We start from the raw sequence: 15802 nt of genomic DNA on the forward strand, positions 1-15802 counted from the left end.
GGGTATTGACGCCCTCTTATCTCACGTCTTGAATCAAGGGGCGACGCGCTCACCCCCCACTTACCCCCCCCCACAACCTCGGTCGGCGCGCCCGTCCACACGGGCCGCCGTACGGAAGGGAGAGTCATGTCCTCTCCACGCACGCTGCGCAGATGGCTGACCGCCGCCCTGTCCGCGGCTCTGGTCGCCTCCGCCGCCGTCGGGACCGCCCGGGCGGAACCGGCGGACACCACCACGACAGCCGCCGCACCCGCGGACGGTGCCGCGGCCGCCGCCGTGACGTTCTCGGACACCTTCGACGGCCCCGCCGGGGCGGCGGTCGACTCCTCGAAGTGGCAGCTCGAGACCGGCGACAACGTCAACAACCATGAACGGCAGTACTACACGTCCGGCAACAGGAACGCCGCCCTGGACGGCCAGGGCCACCTGGTGATCACGGCCCGCAAGGAGAACCCGGCCAACTACCAGTGCTGGTACGGCACCTGCCAGTACACCTCGGCCCGGTTGAACACCGCGGGGAAGTTCACCGCGCAGTACGGGCACATCGAGGCACGCATGAAGGTCCCGCGCGGCCAGGGCATGTGGCCCGCCTTCTGGATGCTGGGCACACCGGTCAACTGGCCGGACTCGGGCGAGATCGACGTCATGGAGAACGTCGGCTTCGAGCCCTCCACCGTCCACGGCACCATCCACGGGCCCGGTTACTCCGGTTCGGGCGGCATCGGCGCCGGCTACACCCTGCCCGGAGGCCAGGCCTTCGCGGACGGCTTCCACACCTTCGCCGTCGACTGGGCGCCCGACTCGATCACCTGGTCCGTGGACGGCAACGTCTACCAGACACGCACCCCCGCCGACCTCGGCGGACGGTCCTGGGTGTTCAACAAGCCGTTCTTCCTCATCCTGAACCTGGCGGTGGGCGGCTACTGGCCCGGCGACCCCGACGGCTCCACCGTCCTCCCGCAGCAACTCGTCGTGGACCACGTCTCGGTGACCACCGGGAACTCGGCGCCGGGCGCCGCCATCAGGGGCCTGGCCGGAAAGTGCGCCGACGTCGCCGGGGCGAACCCCGCCAACGGGACCCCCGTCCAGCTCTACGACTGCAACGGCACCTCCGCCCAGCGATGGACCGTGGGCTCCGACGGCACGCTCCGCGCGCTCGGCAAGTGCCTGGACGCCACCGGCAACGGCACCGCGGACGGTACGCCCGTCCAACTGTGGGACTGCACCGGCGGACCCAACCAGAAGTGGACGGTCACCGGGGCACGCGACATCGTCAACCCCCAGGCCGACAAGTGTCTCGACGTGACCGGCAACAACGCGGCCAACGCCACCCGGCTCCAGATCTGGACCTGCACGGGCGCCGCGAACCAGAAGTGGACGGTGGGCTGATTCCCGACCGGCTCCGGCGGGACCGCGACCCTGGTGGCGGTCCCGCCGACCGCTACGCTCGCCGGATGCGTACTCCCCGTTCGGCCTCGGGCTGGACCATGGCCGTCTTCGGAGCACTCGCCGCGGCTCTGGGAGCGGTGGGTCTGATCGCGCCGGCCGCGCAGTTGTCCCTGCTCGGCCTCGCGGCCCCGGACGTGCGGGGGAGCGGCGACCTCACGCCGGCCTTCGTGACGGCGTCCTCGATGGCGGCGCTCAACATGGGCGTGTACTACGTCCTGGCGGCGCTCGCCGACTGGCGGGCCTTCTTCCGGTGGACCGTGCCGTTCAGGCTGCTGACGTGCACGGTGTTCACGATTGCCGTGATCAGCGGGCGGGCACCCGAAGCCTTCATCGGCGTCGCCGTGTGGGAAGGGCTCGGCGCGGTCGTGACCGGTGCGGCGCTCCGGTACGAACGGCGCGCCGCCACGGCGGCCGGTCCCGCCGGCGGTGCCCCGGGGGCACCGGGGACCCCGGACGGCGCCGGAGCCTGACGCCGGCCGGGACGCGACGCCGCGCCCGCCCCGCATCCCGGCCGCCCTTCACCGCGGTCGCCACCCTTCACCGCGCTTGCCCGGAGGCTGAGCCGTCCGGGTGAAACACCGTCGCTGCGCGCCGATCACACCATCGGCCTCTGCACCTCCCCCCGGCAGTGACGTGGAAGAGTCGTTCGTCGACCTCATGCGGTGGGCCGGCCTGGAAGTACCGCGCCACGGGGCCGGGATCACCCTGATCCGCGGCCTCCACCGCGCGTGACCCGTGTGAGCCGCCGCCATGACAACACGATGACAGTTTTTTTTGCCCTTCTTTTGCCCTCGGGGAACACGGCCGCGACGGCGTCCGTTGAGCAGGCGGACCGCACCATCCGGGACTGAAGACCGGGACCGGAAAGACAGCAACAGAAGCCGAGGTGGCACCAGTGGCGATGTGGGACCGGGTCAAGGACCAGGCCAAGGCGCTCCAGCAGTCCCAGGGCGCGAGGCCGGGAGGAGGACAGCACGGGAACCCCGGACCGGGACAGTCCGGCGGCCGTGCCCACCGCTCGTCCTCCGGCGGCTCCAAGGCCCAGCTGCTGGGGCTGCTGAAGTCGCAGCTGGCCTCCGCGAAGACGGAACTCAAGAGCGGCGCCTACCGGGACGCGAGCATGGCGATGTGCGCGCTGGTCGCGGCCGCCGACGGGTACGTCGAGCCGGCGGAGCGGCAGCGGGTGGAGGAGCTGATCGTCTCCAACGAGGTCCTGCAGAACTTCCCGCCGGACCAGCTCCGCAAGCGGTTCAACGAGCACGTGGACCAGCTCGGGGCGAACTTCGAGGCGGGCAAGGCGCGAGCGCTGCAGGAGATCGCCAAGGCGTCGAAGAAGCCGGTCGAGGCACGCGCGGTCGTCCAGACCGGCATGGTCGTCGCCGGGGCCGACGGCACCTTCGAGGCATCCGAGCAGCAGGCCATCCGCGAGGCCTGCGCGGCCCTGGGCATCTCGCCCACGGAGTTCGGAGTCTGAGGACCCCTCGGACCGCTCCTGCCGCCCGCCCCGGAGCGGGGCGGGCGGCAGGAGCGGTGCGGAGCCGTCTCGGCCGGCGGTCAGTCCCTCGCCGTCACCCCGCCCGTCGCAGCGGCGTCCACGATGTGACCGAGCAGGTGCAGCGGGGCGGCCGACACCCCGGCCCGTTCCACCGCGTCCCAGTGGGCCAGAGCCACCCCGGCGTCCACCAGGCCGTGCACCAGCGACAGTTCGTGACCGGAGGCGTGCAGCAGGGACTCGAACCGGCAGGAGGCCAGGGTGCCCTCGAGCCAGGGCTGGGCGAGATAGCCGGCCGCCGCCGCGTCCGGCAGGTCCCCGGCGACCTCCCGGACGGTGCGGCCGACGTGCAGCAGACCGCCGCCCAGCACCAGTACGTCCTTCTGCTCCCGCATGCGGGAGAGGGCCCGCCCGGTGTCGAAGCAGTGCGGGAAGGAGTCGTCGACCACGACGGCCCCGGGCCGGAGCCGGCCGACATCGAGCACCGCGGCGGCACCGCTCACCGCCGTCACCAGAAGATCCGCGCCGTGGACCGCGTCCGGCAGTACCCGCTCCGACTCCACGACCTCGAACCCGGCCGCACCGACCAGTCCCCGCTCCTGCAACCGCCGCCCCAGGGCGGCCAGCCGCGGCCCGCTGCCCCGCACGTCGCACAGGAGCAGCCGCCGGGGAGGCCGGGCGGCCAGGGACAGCAACAACTCCAGTGAGGAGGCACCGATCGAACCCAGACCGGCGAACGCCACGTCGAGATCCGAGAGGTCCCGGCCGGTGGCCTCCAGCGCCGCGTGCACCGTTTTCACCACGGACACGACCGTTGCCGCGTGCCCCGTCGTCACGGCCGCCGGATGGCGCCCGGACCGCAGCACGTCGAAGCCGTAGCCGGTCAGCGACGGAATCATCCCCGCCAGGGACACACATCGCGCACCCCGGGCGGCGGCGAGCGACACCGCACGGGCGGTGTGACCCACCAGCCCGGTGTCCGTCGCGAGTTCGTCGGCGAACAGCGGGACGGAGACGAAGCCGGACCGGCCCAGCGGCGTACTCACCGTCTCCACCAGGCGTGGGGCGCCGTCGGGGAACAGCATGGCGCGCACTTCTTCCCGGGGCAGCGCCGACGCGGGCAGACCCGCCAGGCGCGCCAGATGCTCCGGCGCGGGCAGGTAGCCGATCAGGGCCGCGTCCATCGTGTCCCGCGTCCCGGTTCCCCTCGTCCCGGACCGGTGGGCGGCGGGCCGGTGCGCCAGGGGACCGTCCGTTTCGGGACGGCCCGTCCCCGGCCGGCCCGGCATGCCGCTGTCACCCGCCGCGGCCCGTTCGAGACGTCGGCGCAGTGAGCCGGTGAAACGGTCGAGTGCGCCTGGTGCGAACGCCGGGCTCGCGCCCCGGACCGTCACCCGCAGCCCGTCCCCGTCGGGCCGCACCACCATGAACACGTCCGTCATGGACGACGGCGGCAGGAACGTACTGTCTCCCGCCTCCCACGACAACCGCGGAGTGCCGCCGTCCGCGGGCGCCAGCGCGGAGAAGTCGAGGAAGGTGAAGAAGAACTGGGAAGTCAGGGGCAGCCCGTCGGCACGCCGGGGGACCACGTCCTCGTGGGCGCGTGCCTCCTCGGCCTCGGCCGCCATGCGCCGCAGGGCGCAGGCGAAGTCCCGTGCGTCGGTCGGGTCGGCGCCGGTCGGACCGGAGGGGGCGGGCCGCACCGGGACGGCCGAGGCGAACGGGCCGAAGATCCGGTGCGCGTCGGGCAGTGCGTTGTCCCGGCCGCTCACCGCCAGGCCCACGATCAGGTCGGGCCGGCCGGTCAGTGCCGTGAGTTCCTGGTGGTAGGCGGTCAGCAGGGGCGCGTACAGAGTGGTTCGCGCGTGGGCCGCGAGCGCGCGCAATGCCGCTGTCGGGGAGGCCCCGAACGTGAACTCCGAGGAGTCGAACCGGACCCCGCCGGTGGCGGCCCCGGCACGGTCCGTCGCGCCGCTGTCACCGGCCACCGCCGCGGGGCGCAGCACCGGCGACCGGTACGGGGCGCACACCCGGGCCCGGCGTTCCGCCGCGGCCGCCCCGGCGACGCCACTGCCGTGGCCGGTCTCCGCCGACCACCGCACGTGGTCACGGAAGTCGCCGCGCAGGGGCATGAGAGGGGGTGCGGTGCTGCTGCCGCCCGCCAACCGGTCGTACACCTCGGTCAGTTCCCGCAGCAGCAGCGCCGCGCTGTAACCGTCGCCGATGACGTGATGGGCGTGCACCAGCAGGGCGTGCTCCTGTGGAGCGAGGCTGAGCACCCGAAGGCGCACCAGCGGCCAGGCCCAGGTCTCCAGGCGCCGTTGCGCCTCGGCCGTGGCCCGTTCGTCCACCTCCGCGGTGGACGCGACCGTCTCGAAGACGACCGGCAGACGCAGCGACGGGGGAAGTTCCTGCTGGACGGGTGGACGGGCACCGGCGGGAAAGACGGTGCGGAGCATGCCGTGCCGCTCCACCAGCAGGTCGACCGCCGCCTGGAACACCTCGGGGTCCAGCGGTCCGGACAGCCGGATCCGCGCCAGCCAGGTCCCGCCGCCCGGCGCGAGAGCCTCCGCGAGCAGGAACCCGCGCTGGCCGGGTGTGACGGGGAACGGGGACGTCCGGTCGTCACCGGCCGGAAGGGACCGTACGGCCGGAGGCGTAGTGAGGGAGGAGGCCGAGGCGGCGGTGAGGGAGGAGGCCGGGGCCGCGGTGACGGAGGAGGCCGGGGCCGTGGTGGCGGAGCGCGGCTCCGCTTCTGCCGCGGCGGCGTCGATGGCCGCGGACAGTGCCGCGAGCGTGCGATGACGGTAGACCACCGTCGGCCGGGGCAACGGCACCCCGTGCTCCGCGAGCCGGGCGAACACACGGAGGACGAGCAGCGAGTCCCCGCCCAGGTCGAAGAAGTCGTCCTCCCGGCGGACCGATTCCACCCGGAGCAGGTCCGACCAGACCGCTGCCACGCGTCGTTCGGTCGCCGTGGCCGGCGGAGAAGCCCCGTCGTTGTCCGGTGCCGCCGGAGCGGACCGGGAGGACGGGCCCACCAGTGCCAGGCGGTCGACCTTGCCGGTGCCCGTGAGGGGCAGCGCGTCGACGCACGTGATCCGGGCCGGGATCATGTACGACGGCAGAACGCCGGCCAGACGGCGGCGCATCTCCCGGGTGTCGGGCCGGCCGGCCGGGGGCCGGAGGGTGACGAAGGCGACCAACTGCCCCTCGTGCGCCGCCACCACCGCCCGCGCGATCCCGGGACACTCCTGGAGCGCCGCCTCGACCTCTCCCGGCTCCACCCGGTTCCCGCGGATCTTCACCTGGTCGTCGACCCGGCCGAGGAACTCCACGGTGCCGTCGGCCGACCGGCGGACCCGGTCTCCGCTGCGGTACCAGCGCCGGCCCGCCCGCACGGTGAACGCCCGTGCGGTCAGCTCCGGTTCGCTCAGGTAGCCGGGGGTCAGACCGACGCCGGCGATGAGCAGCTCCCCCGGCTCGTCCGGCTCGCAGGCGGTCCCGTCGGCGCGGACCACTTCCAGGTCCGTACCGGCCACGGGGCGTCCGATCGGCACCTGCCGCACCTCGTCGCCGGGACGGGCGTCGAGGATCTGGCAGGTGGCGTTGACGGTCGTCTCGGTGGGTCCGTACAGGTTGGCGATCCGCGCGCCGTTCCCGAACAGGCCGAACCAGCGGCGCACATGGTCCACGGGCAGTGCCTCCCCGCCGACGTGCACCCATCGCAGCGCCGCCAGACCGGGCAGACCCGCCCCGCTCCGTGCCCTTTCCTCGGCGGCCGACAGCAACTGCTCCCACAGTGTGGGCACCGAGCTCCACACGGTGATCCGCGCGCGTTCGACCCGCGTGAGGAGCAGCTCGGGATCCCGCAGCAGATCACGCGGCACGGTCACGACGGTGCCACCGGCCAGGAGCGGTGCGAGGACCTGGCGTACCGAGGCGTCGAAGCAGGGCGACGCGGTCTGCGCGAGGCGGTCGCCGGGGCCGTAGCCGAAGGTGGCGATCGCCCAGTCGAGATAGTTCTCCATCGCCCGGTGAGTGATCGGCACCGCCTTCGGGCGTCCCGTGGAACCGGAGGTGAAGATGACGTACGCGATCGCCTCGGCGTCGGACGACGCGGCAGGAGCGGCCGTGGTCGCGGGTGCGGTCGCGCCGGCCCCGGTGTCCGCGTCCGACAGGCCGTCGTCGGCGACGGGCACCGCCCGTACCGCCGTCAGAGCGGCGGCGGTGTGCCGGGTGGCGGCGTGGCACACCACGGTGGTCGCGCCGGTGCGGGCCAGTTGCCCGGCCAGCCGTGCGGTGGGGTGCTCCGGGTCGAGCGGGACCCAGCCGGCCCCGGCGCGCAGGATGCCCACGACACCGACGACGGTGTCGGCGCCCGGCTCGGTGAGCAGCCCGACCAGATCACCGGGGCGTACGCCGCAGGCGTGCAGACGTGCGGCGAGCCGAGCGGAGGCGTGGTCGAGCGCCCCGTACGTGAGCGACGCGTCCGCGGTGCCCACGGCGTCCGCGGCATCGACGGCGTCCACGGCGATCGCGCCGGGTGCCGCCCGGAACCGGTCGAGCAGTCGCGCGACCAGCGGGACGCTCCCGTCGCCCCGCACGGATGAGGACGGCATCACGGGGGCGGGCGCGGGGCCGGGGCCGGTCTCCGGTGACGGCTGTGACGGTCGCGGTGTGCACAGCGCGGCCAGTTCGGCGCGGAACTCCCGGTCCAGACGTGCCACGGTGGCCCGTCGGAACAGCGGCTCCGGATAGTTCCACGACAGCCGCAGCTGCGGACCGTCCGCCCAGCACAGCAGACTCAGCCGGGTCGCCGCCGATCCGGTGCCGGCCGCGGTCGCCCGTACCTCCACCGGACAGCCGGCGGCCGACTCCGCCGGGAAGCGGGCGAAGCTGAAGCCCGCCGGACTCACCGTGCGGTCGCCGAAACCGGTTCCGGTTCCGATGCCGGTACCGGAACCGGCACGTGCGGCGGTGTCGGCACCGGGACGGGCACCGGGCAGCAGCGCGGCCAGGTCCAGGCTGCTGAGCCCGGCGTGCCGCTCGCTCCGCAGCCATGTCCCGCGCAACCGCTCCGCCAGGGCGAGGACCGTCTCGTCGTCCACCGTCCCACAGAGCAGGGGAAGGGTGTCGGCGAGCGGACCGACCAGCCGTTCCACACCGTCGAAACGGTCCTCGCGACGCGCCCTGGCCACGTTCACGGCCACGTCCCGGCGCCCCGACCACCGTGCCAGACAGCGCACATACGCGGCGAGCAGCAGGTGGAACAGGGAGACACCCCGCGCGGCGGCCAGTTGCTCCAGGCCGGTGGTGAGATCCGCGCCGAGCTCGCCGTAGTACTGCACGATCGGGCCGGACGGGTCGGAGTCCGGCGCGTCGGGACTGCGGTCGTAGGGCAGCCGGAGGGGTTCGCCGCGGGTGGCGAGCCGCTCGGCCCAGTACTGCCGGTCGGCGTGCCGCTCGGCGGATCCGGAGGGCGGCAGGCTCGACGCGTAGCGTGCGAAGTCCGGTGCGGGGAGCGCCTGTCGCGGACGCCGTCCGTGGTGCAGATCGGTGTACGTGTGGCACAGCTCCTCGGCGAGCACGTTCAGGCTGTAGCCGTCCGCCGCCGCGTGGTGCACGACCAGCACCAGATGGGCGAGCCCCGGATCCTGGCGGAGCAGCACGGCCCGGACGGGCGGCAGCGCCGCCAGGTCGAACGGCCGGTTGCACACGGCCGTCTCGGCATCGGCCACCTCGTCGGCGGCGCAGTCGCGCACCTCGAACCAGTCCCGCAGTGGCACCGGCGGCGCCACACGCTGCACGGGCACCCCGTCCGGGGCGTCCACCCGCAGCCGGAGCATGCCGTGCCGTTCGGCCAGCGCCTCCAGCGCCCGGCCCAGCAGACCCGTGTCGAGCGGGCCCCGCACGGTCAGCCGCAGATGACCCCGGGCCGGGAGGTCCGGATGCAGCCGGCTGCTGGTGTACAGCGCCAGTTGCACGGGGGTCAGGGCGAACGCCCGCCCGTCGTCGCTCCCGTCCCCGGACCCCTCGCCCGGCCCGTCTCCGAGCCCGCTCCCCGCACCCGCCCCCCGGTCCGCCGCTGCGGCCCGGGACAGCACACCGGTACGGCCCTCCAGGTCCAGGTGGGCGGAGAGCTCGCGCACCGTCCGGTGTTCGAAGAAGAGCGTGGCGGGCAGCTGCCGCCCGAGCTTCCTCTCCAGCTTCTTGACGAGGTCGACGGCGCCCAGCGAGTCCAGCCCGAGCCGCAGGAACGGCGTGTCGTCGTCGACGCCCGATGCCGGGATGCCCAGCGACTGGGCCAGCAGTTCCCGCAGGACGACAGCGGTGCCGGAGGACACCGGGGACCGGTGCCGGTCGGTGCCGGTCGGCCCGGCGGCACCCTGGACGCTCTCGGCACTCCCGACGCCCGTGGGCCGCACCGGACGCGGTGGGGCGGCGGCCGGCGGTGCCCCGGGCGTCAGGTCGGCGACGACCAGCTGCGTCGCGCCGGTGGCGCACGCCGCCCGCAGCGCGGCCAGCGCGGGCGCGGTCGCCAGAGGACGGCCCCCGCCGCCCGCACCGGCGGCGAGCGCCCCGGCGCCCGCGGCGACCGCGAGGCCCGTCTCGGCGAACGGACCCAGGTTCACCGAGAGCCAGGGCCGGCCCGCCAGGCACTCGGCTCCGGCGAAGGAGTCGAGGAAGGCGTTCGCCGCGGCGTAGGCGCCCAGCGCACCCGCCAGGCCGCGCAGCACCGACGACACCGAGGAGAACGCGACGCACACCCCCGGCCGCTGCCCATGCCGGTGCAGCGCCCCGGACAGCAGCACCGTGCCGAGGGTCTTCGCACCCAGCGCCTCCACGGTCTCCGGCACGGCCGTCCCGCGCAGGCTGCCGGGCCGTACGACGCCGGCCGCGTGGAACACGGCGTCCAGCGGCGGCAGTTCGCCCACCAGCCGCTCCACGTCGCCGGGCACCGTGAGGTCGGCCGTGACATAGCGTGCCTCGGCACCGAGACCGGCGAGCTCCTTCAACAGGCCCGCGGGCGGGTGCGGGGAACGCCCCGCCAGCACCAGGACCGGCCGGCCCCGGCCCGCCAGGTCCCGGGCCAGCGCGGATCCGATGCCTCCGGCGCCGCCCGTGATGAGAAATGTACCGTCGGCCGGCAGCCGCTCCGGGCGGTCCGGCCCGCCCGGTTCTCCCACCGCGCCCGGCCCTTCCTCTGCTTCCGGCACGACGGAACGCACGAGGCGCTCTCCGGCCCGCCAGGCGATCGCTCCCGTCGCCTGCGGCGCCGTCAGCTCGGCGGCCAGGCAACGCAGCCACCCTTCGCCGTCGGGAGTGCCGAGGAGATCGTGGGACGAGAAGTCCACCCAGTTCGCGACCACGCCGTCCGACTCCTCCGGCACGGCCAGGGCCAGACCCCCCAGGACCGCCTGCGCCGGCACCGGCTGCTCCACGCCGTGCCCGGTGACGTGCGCGTCCTCGGTCACGACCAGCAGACGGCGGGCCCCGGTCCGGTCCAGCAGCACGAGGGCGTCCTGGAACGCCGCGACCGCCTGCCGCAGTTCCGCGTCGAGACCGCCCGCCGGGTTCGCGGGGCCGGGCGCGTCCCGCCGGACCCGCCGGCCGAGGAGGACCACGGTCTGCGGACGGACGTCACCGTGATCGGCCGTGACCGCCCGTACGCCGAGGGCCGCGAACCCGTCCGCCGTCCGGCGTACCGCCGAGGCGTCCGCCCCGGTCACCAGCACCGGGCCGGGAAGGCCGGCACCGGGAAGCCCCGCAGGGGGGAAACCGTCGCCGGACGGGGGAGCGGGCCGCCACCCGACGCGGTGCAGCAGTCCGCGCGCATCGGGCTCGGGCCAGTACCTGCGCCGCTGGTACGGGTACGGCGGCAGCGGCACCCTGCGGTTCTCCGCGTCGAGCGCCGTACGGTCGAGAGGCACCCCGCGCACCCACAAACGCGCCACCGTCTCCATCAACTCCCGCGCCCCGCCCGGAGCTTCTCCGCCGCCGACCGGTGCTGCGGGGGCGGACACCACGAAGGCACCGGGCGCTGCGCCGTCGGCCCGGCGCCCGGCGGCCACCGCACGGACCGGACCCGCGAGGTTCTCACCCGCCCCGAGTTCCACGAACGTGTCGTAGCCCTCGTCCAGCAGGCGCTCCACGGCCCGGCCGAACAGCACCGGCCGCAGGGCGTGTTCCCGCAGATGGTCCGGATCCATCCGGGGCTGCCACTCGGCGGTGAGCGTACTCATCACCGCGAGTTCGGGAGCCGACACCGTCAGCCTGCGCGCCGCACCGCTCAAGGCGTGCGCCACCGGCTCCATCAGGGGCGAGTGGAAGGCGCGCGGCACCCGCAGCGGACGGACCGTCGCGCCGTGCGCGGTGAGCCGCTCCGACGCCCGCCGGACCGCGTCCGGAGAGCCGGACAGCACCAGTCGGCCGGGACCGTTGTACGCCGCCACCGCGAGGTCGCCCGGGGACGCGGCCACCAGCGACTCCACCTCGCGTTCCTCGGCGCCCCGTACCGCCGCCATGGCACCCGGTGCGGTCGACCCGCCCATGAGCCGCCCCCGTTCCGCCGCGAACAGCACCGCGTCGGACAGCGACAGCATGCCGCCGACGCAGGCGGCCGCCAGTTCGCCGACGCTGTGCCCGACCAGGGCGTCGGGCCGTACTCCCCAGGCCGTCAACTGCCGGGCGAGCGCGACCCCGTGTGCCACCAGCAGCGGCTGCGCCACCTCGGTCGCGGCGAGCGCGTCGCCGTCGACGCCGCCGTCCACGCACCAGGCCGTCAACTCCCGCCCGTGCACGGCCCCCACCAGCCCCGACGCCTCGTCCAGCGTCGCGCGGTACACGGGTGCCGTGGCGTACAACTCCCGCCCCTGACCCGGCCGCAGACCGCCCTGTCCGGGGAACACGTAGACGGTCCGGGGCCGGTGCGTCACCGTCCCGGCGGCCGTGCCCGGCACGGGCGAGCCGTCGGCGGCGCGTACCGAGGCGAGCCGTTCCCGCAGGTCGCCGGCGGCCACGACGGCGAGACGGTGCGGCCGTTCGTCGCGTGCGGCGCCCGCCGTCAGGCAGACGTCACCCTCCTCGAACCCCGGGTGCTCGTCCAGATGGTCCGCGATGCGCGCCGTCCACGCTGCCAGTCCGGCCGCGGTGCCCGCCGAGAGGGTGAGCAGGCCCGGACCGCGACGGCCCCGGTCCTCTTCCCGAGGGCCTCCTTCCCGATGGTCCCCGCGCGGCGCGTCCGCCGTTCGCGGTGGGGCCTGCTCCAGGACGGCGTGCGCGTTGGTGCCGCCGAAGCCGAAGGCGTTGATTCCCGCCCTGCGCGGCCCGGACGACTCCCAGGCCGTCACCTCCGTCACCAGGGCGAACCCCGACTGCTCGACGGCGGGCGAGACCGGTGTGTGATGCAGCGAGGCCGGGAGGCGCCCGTGCCCGAGGGCCAGGACCACCTTCACGAGCGAGGGGAGTGCCGCCGCGTTCAGCAGGTGCCCGATGTTGGTCTTCACCGAGCCGAGCAGCCGGGGGCGGCCGTCCGGGCGGGCCGGGAAGGCATGGGCGAGGGACCGCAGTTCGATCGGATCGCCGACGGCCGTACCCGTGCCGTGGGCCTCGACGTACGAGACCGACGCCGGGTCGACCCCGCCCTGCTCGTAGGCACGGCCGATCACCTCGCGCTGGCGCAGCGGGTTGGGTGCCATCAGACTCAGCGACGTACCGTCGTTGTTGACGGCGGTACCGCGTACGACGGCCAGGACCTCGTCGTCGTCCCGCCGGGCCTCGTCGAGCCGCCGCAGGACGAGGACCGCGCCGCCCTCGCCGGGAACGAACCCGTCGGCCGAGGTGCTGAAGGCACGGCTGCGCCCGGTCGGCGACAGGGCCTTGGCCGCCTCCAGGGCCTGGTGTGCCGACGCGGTGAGATGCAGGTTGACCCCGCCCACGACCGCGATGTCGCACTCGCCGTCCGCGAGACTGCGCCGGGCCAGATGCAGCGCCACCAGGCCCGAGGAACACGCGGTGTCCACGGCGAGCGCCGGACCGTCCAGGTCGAGGCAGTGTGCCAGCCGTGCGGCGACCAGGTTGGGGAGATTGCCGGTCAGGGCCGTGGCGGTCGGCGGCGTACCGGCGATGTCCGCGTCCGCAAGGAGCTGCCGGTAGCCGCTGTCGCCGACGGCGGCGAAGACCCCGGCCCGCAGGGCCCGGCGGCGGGGTCCGGCGTACCCGGCGCGTTCCAGCGCCTCGTGGGCGAGCTCGAGGAAGACACGCGCCTGCGGGTCCAGTGCGCGCGCCTCCTCGTCGCCGATGCCGAAGTGGGCGGCGTCGAAGGCGGCGGGGTCGCCCAGGAACGCCCCCCAGCGCCCGGTCGCCTCGCGTCCCCCGGAACCGTCCGCGTGCCGGCGGTCCGCGCCCCAGCGGTCCGGGGGCACCGCGGACACGGTGTCGCGGCCTGCGGTGAGCAGATCCCAGAACTCCTCCGGCGTGTCGGCCCCCGGGAACCGGCAGGCCAGCCCCACCACGGCGGTCGCGGACGCCCCGCCCGCAGCGGACGCGGCCTTCTGCCCGTCCGTTTCCGCTCCGTCCGTTTCCGCTCCGTCCGTCGACGCGCCGTCCGCCCGTGCGCCGTCCGCCTCGACGACGTCCAAGAGATGGTCGGTGAGCGTGGCGACCGTGTCGTTGCGCATCACCGCCGGACCCAGCGGGACACCGAGGGAACGTTCCAGCGCGGCGAGCGCCTCCATGGCCCGGAGCGAGGTGCCGCCCAGTTCGGCGAACCGGTCCCGGTCCCCGAACGATGCCCCGGGCAGCCCCAGGACCGCGGCCCACACCTCACGCACCACCCGGCGTACGTCCCCACGCGACCGGGGCGCCGCCCCCCGGCCCCCGGACGACGACGGCCGCTGAGGCCGTTGCACCGGACCACCCGCCACCGCACCCGAGTCGGCCACCGCACTCGAGCCCGCCGCCGCACCGGAACCGGCCGCATCCGAGCCCGCTACCGCACCGGAACCGGCCGCATCCGAGCCCGCCGCCGCACCGGAACGAGCCGACGGCCGGTAGCCGTCCGCCTCGAACCGGGCCCGCATCCGCTGCCGCTGCACCTTGCCGCTCGTCGTCCGGGGGAACGCGGACGGCGGCAGCGCGAACACCCGCACGTCGTCGTGGCCCAGCGCCGCGCGGACCCGCCGCGCGACCCGGTCCAGCACCTCGGACGCGGTACGCGGAGGCCGCGCCCAGGCGACGAACACCACCACCCGCTCCCCACCGGTCACCGGATCGGTCGACCCGACCACCACCGTCGTCCCGGCCGGCACCCCCGGTGTGCCGGACGCCACCTCCTCCAGGTCCGGGGCGTGGAACGTACGGCCGTTGACGAACAGGACGTCCTTGGACCGGCCGCTGACACACAGCCGGCCGTCCCGGAGGAAGCCCAGGTCACCGGTGCGCAGCCACCCGTCGGTGAAGGACCGCGCCGTCACGTCGGGCAGGCCGTAATAACCGCGTGCGATCTGCGGACCGCTCACCTCGATGTGCCCCGCTCGCCGGTCGCCCAGCGGCCGGCCCGCCTCGTCGGTGATCCGCACCGAGCAGCCCGGCACCGGCACTCCGACGTCCATCAGCTCCAGCGACTCCGCCGCGTCACCACCGGGTTCCCGCTCCACCACGCGGCCCCGGCCGAGGGCGGCACGGTCCACGGCCACCGGCACGGCCACCTCGCCCAGCGGCGGGAACGCCACGGCCAGCGTCGCCTCCGCCAGCCCGTACACGGGCGCCGCGGCCCGCGGGTCCAGCCCCGACGCCCGGGTCCTGGCGGCGAAGTCCCGCCACACCGTCGCCGATATCGGTTCGGCCCCCACCGTGATCAGCCGGACCGCGCTCAGGTCCAGCGCGGCGAACACCTCCTCGGGAACCCGGCGGAGGGTCAGCGCCAGCGCGAAGTTGGCGGCCGAGAGGACGGTGCCCCGATGCGCGGCGGCCACGTCGAACCACAGGCGGGGGTTCTTCGCGAACGACAGGGGGCCGATCTTCACCTGCTTGGCCCGCGCGGCCAGCGGCGCCAGATGCGTGCCGATGAGCCCCATGTCGTGGAAGTACGGCATCCAGCTGACCACCACGTCCTGCTCCGTGAGGGCGGAGGCCTCGGTCAGCTGCCGCAGGTTCGCCAGCACGGCCCGGTGGGTCAGCTCCACGCCCTTGGGCGCCCCCGTGCTGCCGGACGAGAACTGCAGGAAGGCCAGTCCGTCCGGATCCGGTGCGACGGGGGAGGCCGCCGGCGGGCCCTCCCGCAGCGCGTCCAGCCGCAGGACCAGGGCCCCGTCCGGGAGTTCGGCGGCCACCGGCGCGCAGGCCGTGTCCACCACGACCGGGGTCCGGCCGAGGTGCTCCCACACCGGCCGGACCCGCCGCACGTCGGGCGCGAGCGGCACCGGCACCAGACCGGCCGCGAGCGCGCCCCAGAACATGGGCTGGAAGTCCGCGCTGTGCTCCGCGAGCACCGGAACACAGGTGCCCGGCGCGACGCCCGCGGCACGGAGACCGCCCGCGACGCGCAGCGACTCGGCCACGAGCTCCCGGAAGGTGACGGCCGTCTCGCCGCCGTCGCCCCGGACATGGATGATCAGCTGGTCGGGGGACTGGTGGGCGGCGTCCAGCAGGACATCCAGCAGGGTCGCGGTGTTCATGGGTCCGTTCGTTCGTGGCGAGTCTGAGGCTGGGGACGCGCGGTGGCGCCGGAGCGATGAGGGGGAGAGGCAGGGAGGGGGACGCGGGAAGGCAGAGGCAAGCGATATGTGGGACTCGCAGGGACCGGGACAGGTTGCTTCCGCGGATGGAGCGCCGGCGGTCCATTGTCAGTGGTGCCGC

At 74.8% G+C, this 15802-nt stretch carries 4 protein-coding genes; 3 read left to right on the plus strand and 1 reads right to left on the minus strand.

Going from position 1 to position 15802, the window contains the following annotated elements; all coding sequences use genetic code 11:
* The first annotated feature begins 126 nt into the window (after positions 1 to 126).
* The 3 genes from ACIF80_RS21985 to ACIF80_RS21995 all read left to right on the plus strand — a co-directional run bounded on the left by ACIF80_RS21985 (position 127) and on the right by ACIF80_RS21995 (position 2923).
* Positions 127 to 1389, plus strand: a complete 1263-nt coding sequence (locus ACIF80_RS21985; RefSeq protein ID WP_399807087.1) for a ricin-type beta-trefoil lectin domain protein — start codon at positions 127 to 129, stop codon at positions 1387 to 1389.
* Positions 1390 to 1454: 65 nt separating this feature from the next.
* On the plus strand, positions 1455 to 1919 hold the full coding sequence (locus ACIF80_RS21990) for a hypothetical protein (protein WP_399807089.1): 465 nt from the start codon (positions 1455 to 1457) through the stop codon (positions 1917 to 1919).
* Between the two features lie 425 nt (positions 1920 to 2344).
* Positions 2345 to 2923: a tellurite resistance TerB family protein gene (locus ACIF80_RS21995; RefSeq protein ID WP_399807557.1), complete on the plus strand. Its 579-nt coding sequence runs from the start codon at positions 2345 to 2347 to the stop codon at positions 2921 to 2923.
* A gap of 80 nt (positions 2924 to 3003) precedes the next feature.
* On the opposite strand, the gene ACIF80_RS22000 is transcribed toward ACIF80_RS21995, so the two are convergent.
* Positions 3004 to 15621 (minus strand): amino acid adenylation domain-containing protein, encoded by a 12618-nt coding sequence (locus tag ACIF80_RS22000; RefSeq protein ID WP_399807092.1) that lies wholly within the window; start codon positions 15619 to 15621, stop codon positions 3004 to 3006.
* Positions 15622 to 15802: the final 181 nt, after the last annotated feature.

Source organism: Streptomyces sp. NPDC085927, from assembly GCF_044540975.1.
In the GTDB taxonomy this organism is placed as follows: Bacteria; Actinomycetota; Actinomycetes; order Streptomycetales; family Streptomycetaceae; genus Streptomyces; species Streptomyces hirsutus.

Excerpts from the sequence above, each read along its gene's own strand:
- ACIF80_RS21985 (WP_399807087.1), top strand. The coding sequence starts at position 127 with ATGTCCTCTCCACGCACGCTGCGCAGATGGCTGACCGCCGCCCTGTCC.
- ACIF80_RS21990 (WP_399807089.1), top strand. The coding sequence starts at position 1,455 with ATGCGTACTCCCCGTTCGGCCTCGGGCTGGACCATGGCCGTCTTCGGA.
- ACIF80_RS22000 (WP_399807092.1), bottom strand. The coding sequence starts at position 15,621 with ATGAACACCGCGACCCTGCTGGATGTCCTGCTGGACGCCGCCCACCAG.